The organism is Pseudoalteromonas sp. DL2-H2.2, assembly GCF_021532535.1.
GTDB classification, from domain to species: domain Bacteria; phylum Pseudomonadota; class Gammaproteobacteria; order Enterobacterales; family Alteromonadaceae; genus Pseudoalteromonas; species Pseudoalteromonas rubra_A.
The window spans coordinates 243,622-264,046 of the sequence record NZ_JAKGBD010000002.1; the positions used below are offsets into that span (position 1 = coordinate 243,622).

At 48.5% G+C, this 20,425-nt stretch carries 24 protein-coding genes; 7 read left to right on the forward strand and 17 right to left on the reverse strand.

What is annotated here, in order from left to right; translation table 11 throughout:
- Positions 1-5: 5 nt before the first annotated feature.
- Positions 6-938 (reverse strand): malate dehydrogenase, encoded by a 933-nt coding sequence (mdh, locus tag L1285_RS03795; protein WP_235411027.1) that lies wholly within the window; start codon positions 936-938, stop codon positions 6-8.
- A gap of 273 nt (positions 939-1,211) precedes the next feature.
- On the opposite strand from mdh, the gene argR reads away from it, so the two are divergent.
- The gene (gene argR, locus L1285_RS03800) at positions 1,212-1,679 is read left to right on the forward strand and encodes a transcriptional regulator ArgR (protein WP_046002993.1); all 468 of its coding nucleotides are present in this window, start codon (positions 1,212-1,214) and stop codon (positions 1,677-1,679) included.
- Positions 1,680-1,685: 6 nt separating this feature from the next.
- Here the strand turns inward: argR and L1285_RS03805 are convergent, their stop codons facing one another.
- From L1285_RS03805 to L1285_RS03825, 5 genes are all read right to left on the reverse strand, one after another.
- Positions 1,686-2,600, reverse strand: coding sequence for a Dyp-type peroxidase (locus L1285_RS03805; RefSeq protein WP_130244107.1), 915 nt, complete (start codon positions 2,598-2,600; stop codon positions 1,686-1,688).
- Positions 2,601-2,742: 142 nt separating this feature from the next.
- Positions 2,743-3,774, reverse strand: coding sequence for an ABC transporter ATP-binding protein (locus tag L1285_RS03810; protein ID WP_235411028.1), 1,032 nt, complete (start codon positions 3,772-3,774; stop codon positions 2,743-2,745).
- Positions 3,774-5,405, reverse strand: coding sequence for an ABC transporter permease (locus L1285_RS03815; protein ID WP_235411029.1), 1,632 nt, complete (start codon positions 5,403-5,405; stop codon positions 3,774-3,776). The genes L1285_RS03810 and L1285_RS03815 overlap by 1 nt, the downstream gene beginning before the upstream one ends.
- Positions 5,406-6,410 (reverse strand): Fe(3+) ABC transporter substrate-binding protein, encoded by a 1,005-nt coding sequence (locus tag L1285_RS03820; RefSeq protein WP_235411030.1) that lies wholly within the window; start codon positions 6,408-6,410, stop codon positions 5,406-5,408.
- Between the two features lie 893 nt (positions 6,411-7,303).
- Positions 7,304-7,972, reverse strand: a complete 669-nt coding sequence (locus tag L1285_RS03825; protein WP_235411031.1) for a tRNA-uridine aminocarboxypropyltransferase — start codon at positions 7,970-7,972, stop codon at positions 7,304-7,306.
- Between the two features lie 63 nt (positions 7,973-8,035).
- Between L1285_RS03825 and L1285_RS03830 the strand changes: the two genes are divergently transcribed.
- Positions 8,036-8,575: a GNAT family N-acetyltransferase gene (locus tag L1285_RS03830; protein WP_235411032.1), complete on the forward strand. Its 540-nt coding sequence runs from the start codon at positions 8,036-8,038 to the stop codon at positions 8,573-8,575.
- Positions 8,576-8,609: 34 nt separating this feature from the next.
- On the opposite strand, the gene L1285_RS03835 is transcribed toward L1285_RS03830, so the two are convergent.
- From L1285_RS03835 to folB, 3 genes are read right to left on the reverse strand one after another with little or no spacing between them, the layout of a single operon-like run.
- Positions 8,610-9,413, reverse strand: coding sequence for an undecaprenyl-diphosphate phosphatase (locus tag L1285_RS03835; RefSeq protein ID WP_125778828.1), 804 nt, complete (start codon positions 9,411-9,413; stop codon positions 8,610-8,612).
- Entirely contained in the window at positions 9,410-9,898 is a 489-nt protein-coding gene (gene folK, locus L1285_RS03840; protein ID WP_235411033.1) for a 2-amino-4-hydroxy-6-hydroxymethyldihydropteridine diphosphokinase, read from the reverse strand. The genes L1285_RS03835 and folK overlap by 4 nt, the downstream gene beginning before the upstream one ends.
- 1 nt (position 9,899) lies before the next feature.
- Positions 9,900-10,250 (reverse strand): dihydroneopterin aldolase, encoded by a 351-nt coding sequence (gene folB / locus L1285_RS03845; protein WP_046003001.1) that lies wholly within the window; start codon positions 10,248-10,250, stop codon positions 9,900-9,902.
- A 109-nt stretch (positions 10,251-10,359) separates the two neighbouring features.
- Here folB and plsY point away from each other — a divergent pair, with 109 nt between their 5' ends.
- On the forward strand, positions 10,360-10,950 hold the full coding sequence (gene plsY / locus L1285_RS03850; protein ID WP_235411034.1) for a glycerol-3-phosphate 1-O-acyltransferase PlsY: 591 nt from the start codon (positions 10,360-10,362) through the stop codon (positions 10,948-10,950).
- 10 nt (positions 10,951-10,960) lie between these two features.
- Here the strand turns inward: plsY and tsaD are convergent, their stop codons facing one another.
- The 3 genes from tsaD to L1285_RS03865 are packed head-to-tail and all read right to left on the reverse strand — an operon-like array spanning position 10,961 to position 12,923.
- The gene (tsaD, locus tag L1285_RS03855; protein ID WP_235411035.1) at positions 10,961-11,974 is read right to left on the reverse strand and encodes a tRNA (adenosine(37)-N6)-threonylcarbamoyltransferase complex transferase subunit TsaD; all 1,014 of its coding nucleotides are present in this window, start codon (positions 11,972-11,974) and stop codon (positions 10,961-10,963) included.
- Positions 11,975-12,010: 36 nt separating this feature from the next.
- Positions 12,011-12,607 (reverse strand): YjaG family protein, encoded by a 597-nt coding sequence (locus L1285_RS03860; RefSeq protein WP_046003003.1) that lies wholly within the window; start codon positions 12,605-12,607, stop codon positions 12,011-12,013.
- A complete protein-coding gene (locus L1285_RS03865) occupies positions 12,591-12,923 on the reverse strand; it encodes a putative signal transducing protein (protein WP_046003004.1) in 333 nt (110 codons plus the stop codon). Before L1285_RS03865 ends, L1285_RS03860 begins: the two co-directional genes overlap by 17 nt.
- 63 nt (positions 12,924-12,986) lie before the next feature.
- Between L1285_RS03865 and L1285_RS03870 the strand changes: the two genes are divergently transcribed.
- The 3 genes from L1285_RS03870 to L1285_RS03880 all read left to right on the forward strand — a co-directional run bounded on the left by L1285_RS03870 (position 12,987) and on the right by L1285_RS03880 (position 15,986).
- On the forward strand, positions 12,987-13,385 hold the full coding sequence (locus tag L1285_RS03870; protein WP_235411036.1) for a DUF2721 domain-containing protein: 399 nt from the start codon (positions 12,987-12,989) through the stop codon (positions 13,383-13,385).
- A gap of 59 nt (positions 13,386-13,444) precedes the next feature.
- The gene (locus L1285_RS03875) at positions 13,445-14,971 is read left to right on the forward strand and encodes a DUF3369 domain-containing protein (RefSeq protein ID WP_235411037.1); all 1,527 of its coding nucleotides are present in this window, start codon (positions 13,445-13,447) and stop codon (positions 14,969-14,971) included.
- A 109-nt stretch (positions 14,972-15,080) separates the two neighbouring features.
- Positions 15,081-15,986, forward strand: coding sequence for a LysR family transcriptional regulator (locus L1285_RS03880; RefSeq protein ID WP_046003007.1), 906 nt, complete (start codon positions 15,081-15,083; stop codon positions 15,984-15,986).
- Positions 15,987-16,133: 147 nt separating this feature from the next.
- Here L1285_RS03880 and ubiA read toward each other — a convergent pair whose 3' ends face one another.
- Positions 16,134-17,000, reverse strand: coding sequence for a 4-hydroxybenzoate octaprenyltransferase (gene ubiA, locus L1285_RS03885; RefSeq protein ID WP_235411038.1), 867 nt, complete (start codon positions 16,998-17,000; stop codon positions 16,134-16,136).
- Positions 16,997-17,524: a chorismate--pyruvate lyase family protein gene (locus L1285_RS03890; RefSeq protein WP_046003009.1), complete on the reverse strand. Its 528-nt coding sequence runs from the start codon at positions 17,522-17,524 to the stop codon at positions 16,997-16,999. The genes ubiA and L1285_RS03890 overlap by 4 nt, the downstream gene beginning before the upstream one ends.
- 155 nt (positions 17,525-17,679) lie before the next feature.
- Between L1285_RS03890 and L1285_RS03895 the strand changes: the two genes are divergently transcribed.
- The gene (locus tag L1285_RS03895; RefSeq protein WP_046003010.1) at positions 17,680-18,075 is read left to right on the forward strand and encodes a flagellar basal body-associated protein FliL; all 396 of its coding nucleotides are present in this window, start codon (positions 17,680-17,682) and stop codon (positions 18,073-18,075) included.
- A gap of 24 nt (positions 18,076-18,099) precedes the next feature.
- Here the strand turns inward: L1285_RS03895 and glpG are convergent, their stop codons facing one another.
- The 3 genes from glpG to tdh all read right to left on the reverse strand — a co-directional run bounded on the left by glpG (position 18,100) and on the right by tdh (position 20,348).
- Positions 18,100-18,921, reverse strand: coding sequence for a rhomboid family intramembrane serine protease GlpG (gene glpG / locus L1285_RS03900; RefSeq protein WP_235411039.1), 822 nt, complete (start codon positions 18,919-18,921; stop codon positions 18,100-18,102).
- Positions 18,918-19,235: a thiosulfate sulfurtransferase GlpE gene (gene glpE / locus L1285_RS03905; protein ID WP_125778815.1), complete on the reverse strand. Its 318-nt coding sequence runs from the start codon at positions 19,233-19,235 to the stop codon at positions 18,918-18,920. Before glpE ends, glpG begins: the two co-directional genes overlap by 4 nt.
- Before the next feature lie 87 nt (positions 19,236-19,322).
- Positions 19,323-20,348, reverse strand: a complete 1,026-nt coding sequence (tdh, locus tag L1285_RS03910; RefSeq protein WP_235411040.1) for an L-threonine 3-dehydrogenase — start codon at positions 20,346-20,348, stop codon at positions 19,323-19,325.
- Positions 20,349-20,425 lie beyond the last annotated feature (77 nt).

Here is a 20,425-nt window from a genome sequence, read left to right on the forward strand (position 1 = left end):
GCAAGTTATGCCATGAAATCAACACCTTCTTTGATGTCTTTTTCAAGTGTTGCCAGCATGTCGTCTTTTGCTTGTTGTTCAAACGCGCTCAGCTCGCCGTAAGGCAGCAGCTCTTCTACGCCGTTTTTGCCAAGGCGTACAGGTTGTGCGAAGAAAGGCGCATCGCCCGTGTTGCCTTCAACATAAGCGTACTCAACCACGTTTTCACCTTGCAGGCCTTTAACCAGTGAGAAGCAGAAACGTGCCGCAGCCGCGCCCATAGACAGAGTTGCAGAGCCGCCACCCGCCTTAGCTTCAACTACTTCAGTACCAGCATTCTGGATGCGCTTAGTCAGTGCAGCTACTTCTTCGTCAGAGAACTCAGCGCCCTCAACCTGAGAAAGCAGAGGCAGAATAGTAGTACCTGAGTGACCACCAATCACAGGCACTTTCACGTCGCTTACGTTCAGGCCTTTGCGCTCAGCGATGAAAGTCTCTGCACGGATAACATCCAGTGTAGTCACACCGAATACGCGAGCTGGATCGTAAGTACCTGCTTTTTTGAATACTTCAGCAACGATTGGCACAGTGCCGTTTACTGGGTTAGTGATCACACCAACCAGCGCTTTAGGACAGTTTTTAACGATGCCTTCAGCCAGAGTCTTGATGATGCCCGCATTCACATTGAACAGGTCAGCACGGTCCATACCAGGCTTACGTGGCATACCCGCAGGGATCAATACGATGTCTGCATCAACCAGCGCTGCATCCAGGTCGTCTTTACCAAAACCAGCTACTTTTACCGCTGTTGGGATGTGAGACAGGTCAACCGCTACGCCAGGTACTACTGGCGCTACGTCGTATAGCGCAAGCTCAGAACCAGCAGGTAAACCGTTTTTAAGCAAAAGAGACAATGCTTGACCGATACCGCCAGCGGCACCTAATACAGCAACTTTCATTGGAATTCTCCATAATTTGAAGGTGGAATTAAATGTGCTGTAAAGATAATGAAAAGCGCCGCCAAAAACAAATTTATACGCGCAATTTTCGTCTTTTTTTCGACTATAGTTGTAAAGTTCGCGGCAGATACTGCTACTAATGGTTTACGCTTGGTCCCACGTTTCTAATCTGGAAAACCACCATCGCTTGAAGAATCTTCTCGTCCTGAAATTTGGGTAACAGGCGCGTTTTGTGTAAAATCCTAACAATTGAGTCATAAAGAAGTATTGAGTATGCAGCCGCAGGAAAAACAAGAAGCCCTAGTCAAAGCCTTTAAGGCCCTGTTAAAAGAAGAAAACTTTGGTTCTCAAGGTGAAATTGTCGATGCCCTTAAAGAGCAGGGATTTGACAACATCAGCCAAAGTAAAGTCTCTCGTATGCTGAGTAAGTTCGGTGCCGTACGCACCCGCAATGCCAAACAGGAAATGGTATATTGTTTACCCGCGGAAATGGGTGTACCCACCGCAAAAAGCCCGCTGCGCCAACTGGTGATCGACATAGTACATAACGAAATGATGATCATCATACGCACCAGCCCGGGAGCCGCTCAACTAATTGCCCGCCTGCTGGACTCGCTGGGATCTGCCGATGGCGTGCTAGGTACGATTGCAGGTGACGACACCATTTTTATCGCCCCCGCCAAAGTCTCTGAAATTGATGCCACCCTGGATCGGGTTAAAACGCTTTTTGATAACGTCTGATCACGGTTAAGACTGCGCCATTTGCTGTAAAAACTGCAGCGATGGCGCAAAGAATGCCGCCCCCATATCGCCCTGAGAGTAATCCAGCAGCGGATCGTAATCTCCATCCCCCGACAAGCCAAAGCGACTGTGTAACAGCTGCTCAAACGCATCCCCTTTCGCGGCGCAGCTAAGCCATAAACTGCCCTGCTCATAGACATCGCCATAGGGCATACTTTGATTCAGCAGCAGAGGTTTACCTTCGCTGTCTTTAATCTCATTGAGCCGGGCATGGTTGTACGGCGGCGCATCGTCAATCAACAGGTTATCAAGGCGGGTGCGTCCCATCAGCTGCTCCTGATCCGACAGCGGCAACGCCTGCCAGCGGGTCAGGTCAAACTGAGTGCGCTGAACATGAATATAGCTGCCCTGATCGTCAAGCCCCCCCGGATTGCTCACTAAGGCAACCTGGCGTTTAAAGCGGCCATGGGGAATGTCGGCACCATAGACAAAACCATTAAAGTCCCGCCCATCAAGAAAACGAAAAGCGCGCACCTGGGCCACCAGCTCGACGCCCCCGGATAACATGTGCAGCACACTCTGGGCAAACAGGTGATTGACATCTTCTCTGTCTGAGCGGATCACATAGAGTAAGTCGAATGGCTGGCTATGACACAAATGCTCACTGCTTTTGATCAGGGGAAAACTTTTCAGCTGCGGCGGAATAAACTCGGGATAGATATGCGGCCAGTACTGGGCACCTATGGCAACAAAGCTGCTGAGCATGGCCTCAGAAAAACGGTCACTGAGTTCATCCTGCAACCTGCCCGCCTGGCTGAGCGCCGAGCGCACCGCCTCATCGTGACCATCCAGTACGTTAAAAAACAAGTGCAAACCGTGTAGATTTGCCTCGGCACATACCCCTGATTGTGCTTGCGCCATCACCCCTTCCTATCATTAAATCAACGCGCCATGCTAAACCCGAATGGTGCGGTTGTGCTCGTTTCTTTTGGGCGTACCTATGCACGCCCGGCAACCGCACTTAACTAAGTTGCTATTAGCTAATGTAACGAATTGTTATGCCTTAAGAAAAGAAGTTTATCGCATGGGGCTTAATTTTCAAACTCACCGGCCTGCTGAGATCCAGTGGTTTATCAGAGGGCATGGCCACTTCTAACATCTGACCTTCCAGCTCGATGGCATACAGATACTCGGTCCCGACAAAGCGATGTTGCGCTACTTCGACCTGCCCCTGTTCAGCATTAAACAGCTCAATGTGGCTGGGTCTGAGGTAAATCTGCCCGGCCTGGACCGAGCTCTGGATATCAATCAGAGACTCCACGGAGCCAAACGCGGTTTCAACCTGAGCCCCATTGTGGCGCTGTGCAGCCACATAAGCACCTTGTCCCAAAAATTCTGCTACCTGGCGACTACTTGGATGCTGGAACAGCTCTTTGGGTGTGCCTAACTGGGCAATTTGCCCCTGATGCATGATGGCGAGCCTGTCGGCAAAGGCAAACGCTTCATCTTTGGAATGGCTGACAAAAATCGCCGATACCTGCTGATCTTTAATAATATCGCGAATATCTTTGATCAGCTGAAAGCGCACCTGCGCATCAATGTTAGAAAATGGTTCATCCAGCAATAACAAGTTAGGGTGATAGGCAAGCGCCCTGGCAATGGCCACACGCTGCTGCTGACCACCAGACAGTTCGTGAGGAAAGCGCCCGGCATATTGCTCGAGATGAACCAGCTCCAGCATGTGCGCGACGCGATTTTGTTTTTCTGTTTTGCTGAGCTTATTCAAACCGAACGCGATATTCTGCGCAACGGTCAGATGCGGAAACAGTGCATAGTCCTGAAACATCATACCAATGTTACGATGCTGAGGTGCTACAAAATGCCGCTCGCTGCTGACACTTTTGCCATTAATGCGGATCTCCCCCTGCTGGGGATGCAACAGGCCTGCGATTGCTTTCAGAGTTGTGGTTTTACCACAGCCACTGGCACCGAGTAGGCAGACAATTTCGTTCTCAGCTACCGTCAAATCAAGCTGCTGGATCACCGGGTGACCATCATAATGATAGTTTAACGATTGAATTTCTAAACTTGGCATTAGTTATGTTGTTCCATTGAGCGATTAACCCAGTATAAGGGGACAAGTCCTACCAGTACGATAAACAAAGCGGATATCGAGGCCAGCTCCAGTTGCTCATCGCTGACATACTGATAAACATGGGTGGCCAGGGTTTCAAAATTAAACGGGCGCAGTAACAGCGCTGCGGGCAGCTCTTTCATGCACTCAATAAAGACCAGCAGACCGGCTGTCAGCAAGCCTCGCTTAAGCAGTGGCATATGCACCTGAGTCAGCGTCTGAAATCGCCCTTTTCCGAGTGACAGGCTGGCCATATCAATGCTTGGGCTGATCCGCACAAAGCTGGACTCAACTGCCCCATGCGCAATGGCATAAAAGCGCACCACGTAAGCAAAAATCATGGCAAACAAAGTGCCACTGAGCAACAAACCTGGCTCAAAACCACTGCCATCCAGCCATTCATTGAGTTTGGTATCAAACAAGGTCAGTGGCAGCAACACGGCAATCGCCAGCACAGTGCCCGGTAAGGCATAGCCGGTACTGGCAAAACGCCCCGGTAGATTAGTCAGCTTGCCCGGCTCAATGCGCTGATAGTAGACCACCAGTAAACTGACCAGCATCGCAATCACGCTGACATACAGGCTGATCTGTAAGCTTTGCAGCGCATAATTGAAAAACTCGGCATTCCAGGCTTGCTCGAAATAATGCCAGGCATAGTTGAGCAATATGCCAACGGGCACAAAAAACGCCACACTGAGGATCAGCATACAAAATCCCCAGGCCAGCCACCCCTGATAACCGGTTAAATCATAAAGGTGGGTGTCATTCACCCCGGACTGGCGCTCGTGCACCACCTGGGTTTTGCGACTCATACGCTCCAGTAACAGTGCGACAAATAAAAACAGCAGCATAATGCCTGAGATCTTGGCGGCGGCGGTCAGCGAGTAATAACCCAGCCAGGTATCATACACGGCCGTTGTCAGGGTGCTCACAGCAAAATAGTGTACGGTGGCGAAGTCGGCCATGGTTTCCATGCTGATCAGCGCCAGTGCTGCAACAATCGCGCCACGAGATAACGGCAGGCTCACTTTAAAGAAACTTTGCGCCGGGCTCATGCCCATCAGCTGACTGGCCTGCACCAGTTTAAACGACTGCTCGCGCAAAGCGGTTTTGAAAATCAAATACAGATAGGGATACAGCACCAGGGCTATCATCACGATGGCGCCGGGCAAAGTGCGCAGGTCAAAAAACCAGTAATCATCCGGTCCCTGCCAGCCAAATTGCTGACGTAACCAGATTTGGACCGGACCGGCATAATCTAATAAATCGGTATAGACATAGGCAATAATGTAAGCGGGCAGCGCCAGAGGCAGCATCAGCGACCACTCAAACACCCGTTTGCCAGGAAAACGACAATAGGCCGTAAGCCATCCCAGCGGCAAGGCTATGAACGCACTGAGCACCACAACACCGGCGATCAGCACAATTGTATTACGGGTATAGTCCCACAATACACTCTGCCATAAATGGCTAAATACTTCCGACTCACCTTGCAGCGCTTCGAAAATCAGAAATGCCAGCGGGATTGACAGGCCAATACCTATCAACCACGCCATGCACTGCCACGGGGACAGACTTTGTTTTAATTGCATTTACAGGTCAAATTTTACCTCATCGATGAGCTTAAGCGCCATCGGACGGTATTTACTGATCTCGGACAAAGGTAAACTGTCTTCCTTAAACGTGCCCCAGGATGCCACTAGTTTCGACAATTCGACGCCCGGCTTAACCGGATATTCCATATTCATCGAGGCGTACATGTTCTGGGCTTTATTGTCGGTCATAAACTCGATCAGTTTCAAGGCATTTTCTTTGTTTTTCGAGTACTTGGTCATTACCACACCCGAAACGTTAAGGTGCGAGCCACGGTCGCTCTGATTTGGGAAGTTAATGTAAACCGCATCAGCCCAGGCTTTTTGTTTGCTGTCTTCAAGCATTTTGCCAAAGTAGTAGCTGTTACCCAGCGCCAGGTCACACAGCCCTTCTTTAACAGCTTTTACCTGTGCGCGATCATTACCTTGTGGCTTACGTGCCAGGTTTGCTTTCACCCCTTGCAGCCAGGTTTTGGTTTCCGCCTCGCCATGGTGCGCAATCATTGAAGCGACCAGGCCTAAGTTGTATGGGTGTTTGCCCGAGCGTGTACAGATTTTGCCTTTGTATTTAGGGCTAGCCAGCTCTTCATAGCTCAGACTGGTTAACTTGCCTGCCCTGTCTTTTGAAGAGTAAACATTACGCACGCGTTTGGTCAGTGCGACCCAGTGACCATCCGGATCACGAAAGCTGGCCGGAATATTTTTATCCACCGTGTCGCTATCAATAGGGTTAGTCAGCCCCATTTCTTCTAGCTGGATCATAGCGCTGAAGTTTGAGGTCAGGACCAAATCGGCCCGGCCGTGTTTGCCTTCACGCTTTACCCGCTCAATCAGGCCTTTCTTGGCGAACACCACGTTAGTTTTAATGCCTGTTTGTTTGGTGAAATCATCCAGGATAGGCTGAATTAAAAAAGGTTGGCGATAGGAATAGATGTTCACCTCATCCGCGGCGACAGCAGACAAGCTGGTTACAGCAGCAAGCAGAGTTGCAATTGCACTTTTCATATAAGCTCCAAATAATAACAATAACTATTCTCAGGCTATGGTAACCCGGATCCCGACAAAATACAGCCGATAGTTCAACATATTGCAATTTTATTAAATAGCGACATACGGACATTTGATTGTGAGAGATCTCTCACTAAGCTTGTCGCTATCTATGAAGATAACGCTGACTTTATCAGCAAAATATAAAAAGGTCTTTGTTAGATAACAAGTTTTTTTACAGGCAACTTTTTTAACCGAATTTCAAAGCGTTTTTTTGTGCTGTTATCTCACCCAGACTCTCATATACTTTAGTCATCTCAAGGGGAGAGCACAAAGCAACAGGGATACGGATAGAGTTGCTGGTCAGGGAGTTTGTGCGGTAGGAATGTCAGGAACTAGGATTAGGCTTCGGACAACAGGATATGCCGTTTAAGTAAGGACGTTGATGCACAGGTAGATGGTGCACAGGAATACAGGGAAACAGGAACAAGTCAGGAAGACGACACAAAGGATGGTTAGCACGGACTAAATCAGCAAATGGGAGCGCTGATTGCTTTAAGGACAGTACAGGATGTACATCTCGCAGAATGACAACGCAAGGCGAGACATGGACGAGCATGTAAGGAGTTGATCTCATCAACATAGCAGGACGCTATTTAGAAGATTCCGTCAAGCGCGGCCCGCAAGGGTCGCGCTCTTCTTATTCCCATCCCTTTTAAATTTATACCAATTTCACTTAATACCTGTTCAATTTGACGGAGCAAATATGACGCTAACTGTGTTAAAAATTTCTCATTTAGAACCTTTACCTAAGGTATGAGTTCGCAAATTTTTGCCTAGTTATCGAATATATTTTCTCGCCTCAAAATAGAACACTTAATTAAGCAAATTGGTATCACGCGTTCAACTGCTCACACTAATTTGCTTTTCTTCCCTTTCAGATACGCATCACGAAAATCGACAAAATGCTGGGTCAGATATTCCGCAGCCTGTGTTTCACCATTTTCAGCCAAAACCACACAAGCCACTTCTGCCGTCCCCAACTGGTGCGCATGTGGGGCTACCCTCAGCTTATAATCCGACAAGCTTTCTGGTGTCACGGACAAAACCGGAAACTGATCCAGATAAGGGCTTTTGCGAAACATCTTTTTCGCTTCACGCCAAGTCCCGTCGAGAAAAATGTACAGCGGCACTTTATCGCTTTGCCGTGTTACCCGATTGACCACGCGCTGCGGCTCGACATTGTCAGCCGGAAACACCACCACAGGCTGATACCTGGGATCGGCTAATAAAGCCAGTAAACGCGGGTCAGGATCGGTACGGTCCCAGCGAAACGCATGGTTATCCGGGACAATATCAGCTATCAGGCGGCCCGTATTAGAAGGTTTAAAACTCTCATTATGATACATGAGCAAACACACCGCGCTGTCGCACTGTGCGATTTGAACACCCGCACAAATACATAAAGGTTCAGCCAGTAAACACCGTTCACAGCGAGGTAATTTTGATCCCCGGGCCTTGAATTCCCGCCGCGCGGATGCTATTTGTTGAGCTCGTAATGCCAGTACCGAGTTTTCCACACTTCTCTCCTCAAACTTGGGGCGGCTATCTTAGACAATTCTGACCATAAAAGCAGTATAACAATGATGATAATTGCCCCTTCAACACGCCTGAGATACCGGCTTATGACACAACAGGATAGTGAGCTGCTCGCTGAGCTCGACAGTGACCCTGCGGTAATGCGCTACATTACCAATGGCCAGCCAACTTCTCGCGAGCAAATTGAGCAGTTTTACCTGCCGCGCCTGGCCAAATTTACCAACCCTCCGCAAGGTTGGGGCCTGTGGCATTGCAGCCTGATTGACGACGACACTTTTCTGGGCTGGGTTTTGATCCGTCCCATGCACTTTTTTGATGGCGACATGGATGAACGGGACCTGGAGATAGGCTGGCGATTTAAGCAAATGGCCTGGGGGAAAGGTTACGCGACCGAGGCCGCCGGGCATATTGCCGCGCATCTGGCTAAGCAGAATAAGATGGATTATTTGAGCGCCATTGCCCTGAAAGACAACCTGGGCTCGATTAATATCATGAAGAAGCTGTCGATGACATTTTTAAAAGAAGGAAAACACTCAGGCCCGGACGGGCCTGAGGATGTGGTGTACTACCGTAAAACGGTATAGACCTTGGCGGGCTGTTGGGCCCGCCTTGAGTGCATTACACTGACAGGAAAATCACCAGGAACAGGCCCAGCAACAGCCGATAGATCACAAACGGCAACATCCCCATCCGCTCAATCACTTTCAGGAAGAAATGAATACACGCATAGGCGGCAACAAACGATAACACAGCACCAGTAATAATGGCGTTCCAGTCGATTAGCTCATCACCAGTGGCCAGTTTCAGCGTGTAGTAGCCACCTGCCGCAGCAATAATCGGGATTGACATCAAAAATGAAAAACGCGCTGCGCTTTGCTTGTTCAGACCCAGCATCATGCCTGCCGTCATGGTGATCCCCGAGCGAGAGGTTCCCGGTAACAAAGCGGCTATCACCTGAGCGAAGCCAATGATCAGGGCACTGCGCCAGTTAAGCTGATAGATGGTTTTCGTTTGTTTTGCAGTGGCATCAGCGTACCACAGCAACAAGCCAAAGATGACGGTGGTTGCCGCAATTACCCAGGCACTGCGGGAAAAGTCCTCAACCAAATCTTTGGCTAAAAACCCGATCACCAGGCCCGGAATAGTCGCCACTATGATCCACCAGCCCAGCCGACTGTCATCCGTCGTGCCTTGCTTGCCGAACGATTTAAACCAGGCACTCAGTATATCTGCCACTTCTTTACGAAAGTAAATCAGTACCGCAGCCAATGAGCCGACGTGAACGGCAACATCAAATGCCAGGCCCTGATCCTGCCAGCCCAATATCTGTGATGGTAATATCAGATGCGCCGAGCTGGAAATAGGCAAAAATTCAGTTAATCCTTGGATCAACGCCAATACAATTATTTCAATGATACTCATGGTAAGGAAAACTCCACTTTCCATAGTTTTTGTGTGTGGTTGTCGTACGCTTGCCAGATGTCTGCAATACTGCAGCCCTGCACAGGATGAATAAATTCCGGGGCAATTTCGGCCAACGGCCTTAAGACAAATGCATTCTTAGTGATCTCATCGCGCGGCAATTGTGCAGGCGTATCGCAGATCATATCGTCATAAAAAAGAATATCCAGATCCAGCGTTCTGGGGCTGAATTTCTTATCCTGAGGCGTTCTGCCGTTGTCACGTTCTATCTGCTTAAGCAAAACGCATAAATCCGATAGCGCCATATCCGTGTGTGTCGCAAACACCGAATTATAAAAATTCCTGCCACTAAACCCCACCGGCTCGCTTTCATAGACATCGGAATGAACATAATCCGGAAAATGACTGATGAGCGCCGCCAGTCCCTGACGAAAGTGACGATCACGATCAACATTAGAACCAATACTGATAAAAACGTACGCCATATTATCTGTTCCGCGTAATTTCCAGGCCAACCGTTTGCGCCTGAGGTACCGCTGCCGGTTTGCTTACCCGGATTGTCACTGCCTCAATAGCAAACTCTTGTAAGATCAAAGCAGCAAGTTGCTCAACTAGCGTCTCAAGCAGTTCAACCCGGCTTGCCTCGGTGTGGGCAATCACGCGCTCGCTAACCTTGGCATAGTCCACCGCAAGGGTGATGTCATCCTGACGTGCGGCAGCCGAGATATCGGTCTTCATCTCTATATCAAAGAAAAGGCTTTGTTTACTTTCTTTTTCAAAGTCGTAAACTCCTATTATGGTCTCGACGTGTAATTGCGAGATATAGACCGTGTCCATGTAAACTCCTGACATGACTGATTCGGATCGGCTTTTTCACGTACTCAGCCGCCTTAAAATAAAGCGTCGATGATAGCCCAAATAGCGGCAAGAAAAAATAAGGAAGCTTGTGATAGTCAGTTTAATATGTATTTGTGCTTATTTATTTGGTTCAATCTCTTCCGCGATCTTGATCTCCAGGCTGTTTTCACTGCCCGACCCCCGCTTTGCCGGCTCCAATAATCCCGGCGCAACCAATGTCTTGCGCCTCGGCGGAAGGCTCCCTGCCGCCTTGGTACTGGTATTTGACATCCTCAAGGGCACCATTCCGGTGTGGGGGGCGTACTTTCTTGGCATTGAGCCAATCTGGCTGGGGGTGGTTGCGGTATGCGCCTGCCTGGGTCATATTTATCCGGTCTTTTTCCATTTCAATGGTGGCAAAGCGGTCGCAACGGCGTTTGGCGCGCTACTACCGATAGGGCTGTCATTGGGAGGCATGTTGATAGGTACCTGGTTGCTGGTATTGGCATTGACGCGCTACTCGTCACTCGCAGCCATTGTGACCGTGTTAGCCGCGCCCGCATACACCTGGATGATCAAACCCTTGTATACCCTGCCCGTCTGCTTTTTGACTGTGGTCATTATCTTTCGCCACAGAGCCAACATACGTCGGCTCCTGAGCGGTACCGAGCCTAAGCTCGGCAAGAAGAACGTCGATTAAAACCAGACGCTTATAGCGGGGGTAAGCTGTCCAGCGGCCAGCGAGGCTGTGTTTTCATGCTTAATTCTGCCGTTTGACCAGCCTTGAGACGCTGCATACCAGCGTAGGCGATCATCGCGCCATTATCGGTGCAGAATTCTGTGCGCGGGTAATACACTTTGCCTTTCATGCCCTGCATCATGCGCTCCAGCTTAGTGCGCAGTTCAGTATTGGCACTGACCCCACCTGCAATGATCAAACGATTAATACCCGTCTCTTTTAACGCCCGCTTACATTTAATCGCCAGCGTATCCACAACCGCCGTCTGAAAGGCATGGGCAATATCCGCTTTCGTTTGTTCGTCATCACCGGCCGACTTGATGGTATTGGCCGCTGCGGTTTTCAAACCACTAAAACTAAAATCGAGTCCGGGACGGTCTGTCATGGGTCTTGGGAATACAAAACGGCCCGCTTCGCCTTTAGTTGCCAACTTGGCCAGCATAGGGCCACCCGGATAATCGAGTCCTAATAACTTGGCCGTCTTGTCAAAGGCCTCACCGGCAGCATCATCCACCGATTCACCTAGTACTTCGTACTCACCGATACCGGCGACTTTTACCATCATGGTGTGGCCACCCGATACCAATAAGGCAACGAACGGGAACTCAGGCATTTCGTCTTCCAGCATCGGCGCCAGTAAATGCCCTTCCATATGGTGTACAGCCACAGCAGGAATGTTCCAGCCAAAGGCCAGAGAACGACCAATAGAAGTTCCGACCAGCAAGGCGCCGACCAAACCCGGTCCCGCTGTATAGGCAATGCCATCCAGCGACTCTGGTCCACACCCGGCTTGCTTAAAGGCGGCCTCAATAAGAGGAATGGTTTTGCGAACATGATCTCTCGAAGCCAGTTCTGGTACTACGCCGCCATAATCAGCATGGACTTTAACCTGGCTATATAACTGGTGTGCCAGCAATCCCTGCTCATCGTCATAGATGGCGATCCCCGTCTCATCGCACGATGATTCGATACCTAAAATTCGCAATTTTAACTCTCCACTACAAAAAATTTGGACAAAAAATCAGGCTTCGATTGCCAGACCTATGTTGGTCTGGCCGTCGCTCAATGCCAGCGCTTTAAGGGTTTTAACCGATTGATTGTCGATCCTCGGCATCTCGGCGACACAGTCAATGAGCTCACTAAGCACGTCAATTTCGTATTGCATCAACGGATGCTCTCTGACATGTTGATTGTCGGGCTCAATACCTTCTGCTTCAAGCAGGAACTCTATGTACCTGGCCACGGTTGCCTGAGATATTTTGGCGACATTGACAAACTCGCTTTCATCTTTACTCATGACGCCCTGAATAAAACCAAGCAACGCGGTTGCAACATCGATAGCGGCATAGGTGCCAAACATGTCGAAGTCTTTCAACTCGGGAACATTGGGCTCAATTTTTTCAATTTGTTTTTCCAGGCTGATTTTGCTCTTTGGCAGCAACACTTTTTCCCAGCATACATTCAACGCACTGCGCAGGGTTGTCTCGTCACCAAACCCGGTGGCTTCACTGAATAAACCATAATTTGGCAGCATACGTTCTAATATTGCAGCCGCAAGCACCGCTTTTTGTAAATAATTGAGTTCTCTGATGCGTTGAAAGTTATTGGCCTTTGTCATAGCTTTTTCCACAGTGCCAGCAATATTGAAACCCCGAGCCATTGTGCTCAGCGCAGCTGTGACACTGCCAGTCTTCCGATAAATTAGTTTGCTGATAGTTTACCAAGATTTCTTCTGCCTCGGGTACTTTTATCGCACAGACAAATATTTTTATTGTGTTATGACTGAAGGGCATTTCCCCCAACGCCGCTGCCAGTGCTTCCCCTTCTACGTGTGTTTTCAGCCGTGCCTGGGCCAGTAACCCGAGCACAATATGGGCTTCTAATGGGTTATCCGTACGATACACGCACGTCCATTCAAGCATTGCATTACTCATCGCCGGGCTCCAAATTTTTGCTATGATATTCACTATTGTAGCGTGCTTAGACGGAGTACAAAAATGACGCTCACCACACCCGGGTTACTATTTCCTGCCATTTCCTTATTATTGCTGGCTTACACCAATCGATTTTTAGTGCTGGCACAGCTGATCAGAGAGTTAAACGCCAGAGAAGGCGACCAGCTCCGGCCCCTGGTTGTCGCCCAGATTGATAATCTTAAAAAGCGTATCAAGCTCATTCGCCTGATGCAGGTATGGGGTGTCATCGCCTTTTTACTCTGTACTATGTCGATGTTTGCCTTATTCGTTGATGTGGCACTGTTAGGGGTCGTGCTGTTTGGCGCCAGCCTGTGCTGCCTGACACTTTCTTTATTGCTTTCCCTGTACGAGATACATATTTCCTGTGATGCCATAGAGATTGAACTTAACAATATTGAAAAAAAGCCAATACAAGAATAAGCAACTCACTTTTTTGCTGGCTATACTAACAGAGAATAGGCACTGAGCAGAGGTTCTATGTGAGCAATTTTCTCTTTTCAAATGAGCCACTTAAGGATGAAGAGCATATTACTGTCGATAATGCCTGCTGGGATATCCTGGTGGTCGATGATGAAGAAGACATTCATCAGGTGACCAAATTGGTGTTATCGGATTTTCGGTTTGAGCAAAAGCCATTGCGTTTTCATCATGCCTACTCGGCAAAACAGGCAATGGACATCCTCAACTCAGAAGACTCCATATCGGTGGGTCTAATTGATGTAGTGATGGAAAGTAATCATGCCGGGCTGGATCTCATTAAGTTCATTCGTAATGACATGGCCAACCATGATATTCGCCTGATCCTACGCACCGGGCAGCCAGGAGAAGCACCTGAAGAGTCGGTCATTCGTGATTACGACATTAATGACTACAAAAACAAGACTGAGCTCACTGCGGTGAAATTAAAGACCTTACTTTACTCAGCGCTGCGCTCTCACCGCGACATCCAAACCATTGAACGCCATAAACAAGGGCTCGAGCGCATTATTGATGCGTCTTCCAGCTTTTTGAAGTGTAATAATGTCCAGGACTTTGCCTCCACCATCTTATCCCATGTTGCGGATGTTATGGGGCTCAGTGATTCCGATATCTATTGTGCGGCTGCCGTTAATAAACAAAATGGCGCGGGGGCGGAATTTCAGCTGCTTGCGGCCTCTGGCGCAGGCATAGCACCGGAACAAACCGCCCTGCCAGACAAAGTGAAAAGCCGTTTTATAGAGACCCATAACCGTAAAACGTCCAGCAAGTCTGATCATGAGTATGTCGGTTACTTTACCAGTCAGGCTGGTTTAGAGACTATGCTCTATGTTAGTAAGAAAGGCCTGCTGCAACCGACAGATTGCCAGTTACTGGCCTTTTTCGCTAATAACATTGCGCTGGCGTACGACAACCTGAATCTCAGAGAAACCGTCAAAGAGTCACAAAAAGAGCTGTCTTATATCCTCGGTGAAGCGGTAGAAAAACGTTCTAAAGAAACCGGCTCTCATGTAAAGCGAGTAGCACATTACAGTTTATTACTGGCTAAATTGGTCGGATTAAACGATTATAGGGCCGAAATTATAAAACTTGCTTCACCTTTGCACGACATTGGCAAGATTAGCATCCCGGATGTCATTCTAAATAAGCCCGGAAAACTGAATGACGATGAATGGGCAATAATGAAGACTCATGCCCAACAGGGCTATGAAATACTAAAAAACTCAACAAATGATATTTTGCAATGCGGCGCAATCATAGCACACCAGCACCATGAAAAGTGGGACGGCAGTGGTTATCCGCAAGGCTTGAAAGGTGAGCAAATAGACATTGCCGGAAGAATTACAGCGCTTGCAGATGTGTTCGATGCACTCGGAAGTGTGCGGTGTTACAAGCCGGTTTGGACACTTGAAGAAATTCTAACAGAGATAAAACGCCAGCGTGGTCAACAATTTGATCCCAAACTGGTTGATCTGTTTGTAGAAAATCTGGAACAATTCGTCACAATACGTGATCAGTACCCAGATTAGTTTTTGTAAGCGAAATGTAAAAAATTCACTTGGATGTTTCTCTAAACTGTATTAGTATTAGGGAATCAACGTTGTCATTGCATTTTTGTTGAAATAAAAGGAATTTCACATGAGATTTGAACAACTCGAGCAATTCGTTGCTTTAGGCAATTTACGCCACTTTAGGCAAGCCGCAGAACAAACCAATATCAGTACTTCCGCACTCACCAGAAGCATTCAGACACTGGAAGATGAGATTGGCTGTGAACTTGTCAAACGATCGACCCGCTCCGTCAAACTGACCGAACAAGGTGAACTTTTTCTCAATTATTGTAAGTCGACCTTATCGGAATTAGACATAACCAGAAACACTATCAAACAAAGCTTGTTTGGTCGTGATCAACAGCGCGTTGTTGTTGGTTACACTGCTCAAGCAAGTAGCATAGTGCCAACGTCATGTGGACAGTTTTTGGCGGATTTCCCCAACGTCAAAGTTGAAATGCAACTTTTGAGTGAACACGATCTGCTTCGCAAGCTCCAGCTTGGCGAAATAGATATCAGTGTTTATCTTGAATCTGCAACCAGCTTAGTGAGTGATATCCACCTGCCAGACCAACTGATTTTGTTTGTCGCCAAACAACATCCGCTGGCAACACAAGACAGCATTCGCCGTAGCGAGCTTGCTCAGTACCCTATGTATGGCTGTTTCTCTCAGTCTAAACAGGTACAGAACATGTTGAATGAAGCGGTTGAAGGGCTTAACAAGTCAACCAATGTCAAAATTGGTAATATCAGCCAGGTGATTGACGGACTGAAGAATAGCCAAAGCTTTGCAATAGCCAGCATTGAACATTCTAAGGTCATAGCACAAGACCCTGATCTGATCTTACTCAAGACTAACAAGGATGCGAGTCATGAACAAATTGTCGTGCAAACCAGCCACCAGCTTGGCAGTGGTTCACACGTCAGTAATTTATTGTCATTAATTGAGCAAACAGCACAGAAAAATGCCGTTGCAACAGCGGTAAACAGTTAACAGGAAGCGTTAACTGTTTTCTTATCTGTTTGGATAAATGGGAGATTTGAGCGAGTTTTAAGCTAGATATTCTGTTCGGGTATCGCGGTTTTCAACCGTAGGAATAGAGTCAAACAAAATTCGCTCACTCACTTCCCCCTGTTTCCATCACAAGCCAGCGACCACACCGGCGAACATCGCCAAACCAACATAATTATTACTCAGAAAGGCCTTAAAGCACTTATCTCTGCTTCTGTCATTGATCTGCCATTGCAGTTTCACCAGCCACACCCCGGCAATGGTAAATCCACACCAGAACCATATAGACATAGTAACCTGAGTTGCCACCCAGGCCATACAGGCTAAAAACGCCAGATTGAGCACCGCAATGACATGTCGATCCCAACGACCAAACAGAATAGCGGTGGATTTTATTCCAATGACAAGGTCGTCATCCTTATCCACCATGGCATATTTTGTGTCGTAGGCCACAGTCCACAGCAGATTAGCGATAAATAACACCCAGGCAATGGCAGGCACGCTCTCCTGAACTGCCATAAAGGCCATTGGGATCCCCCAGCTGAAGGCAGCCCCCAACACGACCTGAGGTAAATGCGTGTAGCGCTTCATAAAAGGATAAACACTGGCCAGTGCTAAAGCACCAAACGACAGTAAAATGGTCTGCCAGTTCAACAGCAATACCAGTACAAAAGACGCCCCAATCAACAGGGCAAACAAAGTGAGTGCCTCGCCTTCACTGACGGCTCCCCTTGCAAGCGGACGTTGTGCGGTTCTTTTTACAGCGCCATCAACCTTACGGTCGGCAAAGTCATTGATCACACAGCCTGCACTGCGCATCATAAAAGTGCCCAGCGCAAAGATAAGGAGTAAGTGCCAGTGCGGCATACCATCGGACGCTATCCACAGACTCCAGAGTGTTGGCCACATTAACAACAAAGTGCCGATGGGTTTCTCAACACGCATCAGCTGCTTGTATTCCTCTATATGATCAGAGCGAAGCAACGATAGCTTCATACCTTAACTCCATTTAGGAAAATTTCGCACACCAGAACCTTGCTATTCTGACGCGTAAATACACTGCGCCTTGCGTAACACAGATCACTGTTCGATGTCTCTTTCAGCGGGAAAAACGAGGGCAGCATTGCTTTATCCAGCATCGCAACCTCAATTGCACCGCGTTGCCAGGCCTGCTGGTCAAACAAGCGCTCCCCCAGTGGCGTATTGCCAATATTGTTGAGTCCGAGTACCGCAGCACTATCCGGGAGCCAGCTCTGCCCATAAACCACCGGAATATCATCACAATATAGCACGACTTCCCGACACAGGGCGCGGTCACAACCGAGAATCGTCTGCACTTCACCATCAAGCTGACGCACCTGCTCGTTGAGCACTTCCACATGCAAGACACGACATTGCGCGCGCAGCAAAGCCGTCAGAGAGCCAGTTTCACACAACAGTGGGCGCAGGGCGTCCGGAATGTCCTGGTGCCGGGCCAGAGGTTCCCAGCTTGATCGCAATAAATTTGGCAGATTAAACAAGTCAGTAATTCAATTCAGGTAATAACCGCGCCATGATAGCAAAGCTTACTCCGGCAAAAAAGTTTACCTTTCCCTTACTCACTGCTGTTCATAACCCGGTTTTACGTATAAACTAATCCTATTGTTGGTATTTAGTTAAGTATTTTCAGGCTATTATGAATCGGATCTGTATCGCGTTGATGGCACTTGTGCTGATTTGTGTGAGTACAAACTCACGCGCAGAATCAACCGTCGGCTACTTTGGATTTGAGCCTGATATCATCACCAATTACATCGGGCAGTCCAATAAGAAGCTTGGTTATGTCCGGGTTACCGTTGATTTGATGCTCGATGATGTCAGCAACATCGCCGTCGTTGAACACCACACGCCCCTGCTTCGCGACGCCATTGTGCAAATCTTAAGTAAAGAGCCAGAAGAGACCATTAAATCGCTGACGGGACGGGAAGAAATACGCCAGCGTTGTGCAGAAAAGCTCAAAACGTTATTAAAAGAAGAAACCGGACAAGAAATCATCCGGGAAGTTTTATTTACTAAGTATTTATACCATTAGCGCAGCAAGGCCAGTGGCCTTGCATTAATCCTGACTGCTGCCGCGCACAGGTAATAACACAGCAACGCCCATACCTGCCAGTAAGCCAAATAAATGTGCCCAGTTTGCCATGTTGACGAATAACACGTCTGTGAAGCCCAGCACCATCCAGATCAGCATAAAGCCCACAATCGGGGTGCTAATCAAAGGTGGCGACTGTGGGTACCTTGCTGAGTGGATCCAGCAAAACCCGAGCAAAGCGTAGACCACGCCACTGAGACCACCGAAGTTTGCATCGGCTAGCAAGTACTGCATCCAGTTACTCAGCAATGCACCGGCGGCAAAAATAACCCAGAGTACCCAGCTGCCCAGGCGATGCTCAATCATGTGACCCAGATACAACCACCACGACAGGTTAAATACCAGGTGCAGCAATCCGAAGTGTAAGAAAGCAGGTGTGATCCAACGCCAGGGGGTCTGTGGTTCAAACTGAAAAGCGGCAAAGACGGGTTCAACCCCATAAACAAAAAAGCTTAAAAATATCCCCACAGAGATAATAAACACCGCTTTGAGCATCCAGCTCAGCGCGGTGAAGCGTTGCCACAAATTCAGCTTAGTACCTTGATATACCAGTGGCGACTCTGATGGTGACAGTTGCCAGGACGCCGCCAGATACTTTTCATGATAAGGGTCAGCGATAAACTCCTGCCAGATCTGATTGGCCTGAGACCAGTGCTGTTCATCAACCCACAACGACGTCACCTGTCCGTCCTCGCTGGTAACACGGCACGCAATATGCCGGGTTTTCAGATAGTCTGCGACTCCCTGAACCGCGCGTGGGTTATCAAAGGAGCCCAGATGTTTCATTTTGCTACGTTATCCGGAAGCTCTTGCGCCCACTGTGTAAAACCACCGTCCATGCTGTACACGTCTTCAAAGCCCTGCTCTGCCAGGTAATTGGCAGCCCCTTGCGAGCTGACTCCGTGATAGCAGACCACAATAATCGGTTGCTCAAACTCTTTTTCCTGTAAGAAATGTCCCAGGTTATCATTCGATAAATGCTCTGCACCAGGAATGTGTCCTTGCGCAAACGAATTCGCATCACGGATATCGGCGATAACCAGATCAGATTGCGCCAACATCTCTTTGGTTTGGGCCACTGAAATATGTTTAAAACTCATAGTACTCTCAATTTAATAAGCAGACACAAAAAACACCTCGTTAACGGCCACAGACCCGAGGTGTTCTGAATTAGGATCGTTTGGACCTTAGTCCCAGTTTAAGATCACTTTACCTGATTGACCAGAGATCATGGTATCAAAGCCCTGCTGGAACTCATCAATATGGAACTGATGGGTAATAATAGGTTCCAGATTCAGGCCTGACTGGATCAGACTCGCCATCTTGTACCAAGTTTCAAACATCTCGCGACCATAAATACCTTTGATCACCAAGCCTTTGAAAATAACCTGATTCCAGTCAACAGCCATATCACCTGGCGGAATGCCCAGCATGGCAATTTTACCACCGTGATTCATGTTGTTCAGCATGCTGTTGAACGCCACCGGCACGCCCGACATTTCCAGGCCGATATCAAACCCTTCTGTCATGCCCAGCTCTTTCATCACGTCTTCAAGCTTTTCTTCGGCAACATTCACGGCCCGCGTTGCACCCATTTTACGTGCCAGGTCTAGTCGGTACTCGTTGACATCGGTGATCACCACATGGCGTGCGCCCACATGCTTAGCCACTGCGGCAGCCATAATACCAATCGGGCCTGCCCCTGTGATCAACACATCTTCACCAACCAGGTCAAAAGACAGCGCTGTGTGCACAGCATTGCCAAATGGGTCGAAGATAGAGGCCAGCTCGTCAGAAATGTTATCGGGGATCTTAAACGCGTTATACGCTGGGATAACCAGGTACTCCGCAAACGCCCCTTCACGGTTTACGCCCACGCCTATGGTATTGCGGCACAGGTGTACACGACCAGCGCGACAGTTACGGCAATGTCCACAGGTAATGTGGCCTTCGCCAGATACGCGATCGCCTATTTCAAAGCCACGTACTTCCTGGCCCATATCTACAACTTCGCCTACGTACTCATGTCCCACTACCATAGGTGTTGGAATGGTATTTTGTGCCCACTCGTCCCATTTATAAATGTGAACATCGGTGCCACAAATGGCCGTTTTACGGATCTTGATCAGCAGATCGTTATGCCCAACTTCCGGTTTGGGCGCATCCGTCATCCAAATCCCTTCTTGTGCTTTTAACTTGGATAAAGCTTTCATGTGTTTTCACTCGTCAGAAACACGCAAGCCGGTGGCTTGCGTTATAAATCGCTCACAGCCAAAGGCTGTCGGGCAGT